2 protein-coding genes are annotated in these 1,483 nt (G+C 44.6%); both read right to left on the reverse strand.

Annotated elements, in window-relative coordinates:
* Positions 1-294: 294 nt before the first annotated feature.
* Positions 295-882, reverse strand: coding sequence for a hypothetical protein (locus tag NC238_01725; protein MCM1564675.1), 588 nt, complete (start codon positions 880-882; stop codon positions 295-297).
* A gap of 10 nt (positions 883-892) precedes the next feature.
* Positions 893-1,483: pre-toxin TG domain-containing protein (locus tag NC238_01730; protein MCM1564676.1), on the reverse strand; the 591-nt coding region annotated here is incomplete at its 5' end.

Below are 1,483 nucleotides of genomic sequence, written 5' to 3' on the forward strand. Positions count from 1 at the left end.
CAGCCCCGGCCAAACGGTTCCGGGCGTCGTAGGTGAAAGCCGCCATTTGTCCGCCCAGGGGTCCCTGGGTCATGTTGCCGTCGGTATCATATGCAACTGGCTGGTTGTTGTACGTGGCAATCGCAGGGTGCACTATGGGGTCGAAAACCGTGCAGGTTAAAGGAGCGAGGTCGCATGGCTTCCCCGCTCCGGCTCACACCGCCCCGCAATGCGGGTCGGAGAGCAATTCCTTTCGGGTCATAAACTCTGGATATCCGCATTTTTCAAGGAACATATAGGGGTCATGAATGACCCCTATGGCTCATCAATTCCAAGCTCAGAGGGCGATGCGACCCTAACACCCTTTAGATTATTTTCTTCAATTATTTTTTTTACTTTTTCAGTAATCAAAACATACTTATAGTATTCAATAATTGTGAAGAAATCACTTCCGTCCCAACGGGTTTCGTCAACAATAATCCCTACACCTTTCTTTATCGGTGAATAGACCGTGCTTCCACAGTATTCACAATGCTCTTTAACATATATGCCAGAATCGGGATGTGCTTTTCCAGCACTTGCGGTTACAACAAGCTCCCAGAGATTGAAGCCAAGCTTCTTATTGCATATCTTAACAGGGTGTAGTTCGTACCCCGTTAGGTTTTGTTCCTTAAAAATTGCTACAACTCGGTCGGTAATTAGCCAATCACTGTATACCGTTGCAACAAAATCCCCCATTTTAGGCTTCTTAATATCAATCCAAAGGTTAACATTTATATCCCGTTCTCCTCGTTGATGCCCAGGAAATTTGGGGCACTTGACGCCAATAAATGGGTCGAAAGCATCATCGTCACTATACCAAACGTTTGGATATCTATCATCTTTTCTTAGTACATAGAACATACTAGACCTCCTATTTTAATCCAAAATCTTTTTGCATTTTATCTAATTGATTAAGAATTTGATTTTGTCTGGCATCTGGATATTTTTCGAAGAAATCATCCCATTGCTTATTCCAGCTATCTTTTCCTGTGTGCAATCCGTCAGGCTTCAGTATATGGTCGGTTTTGTCCATAGGAATCTTATAATTTTCAATATCCAGCCCGGCTTTTTCAAATTGTTTTTTAAACTGCTGCGGCAATTGGTGGTGTTGGTGGATAACTCCCGTCTTACCCGCGCCCTCAACAGCACTGGAAACCTTTAATGCGGTTTTCCCATTTTTAACTACCTTGACTACATTGCCGGCAGGCACCACTCCTACTACAGACCAGAAACGGGACTCATCTCTACCGGTTATTAAGTCCTTTCCGGTGAAAACCTGAACGAAGCTCTTAACGTTACTGACCCCAGGCACAATATCAGCGACCAGAGAGGCTGCATCCCTTGTCCCAAAACTATCTTCATCTGCGCACAGCCCAAATGGATCTATATAAGATACCGGTTGTCCATTGACATAAGCGTAGCGGTTCAGGCTTTGCCCGTTATCAATGTTTCCACCCAGGAC

Source organism: Dehalobacter sp. (assembly GCA_023667845.1).
Taxonomy (GTDB): domain Bacteria; phylum Bacillota; class Desulfitobacteriia; order Desulfitobacteriales; family Syntrophobotulaceae; genus Dehalobacter.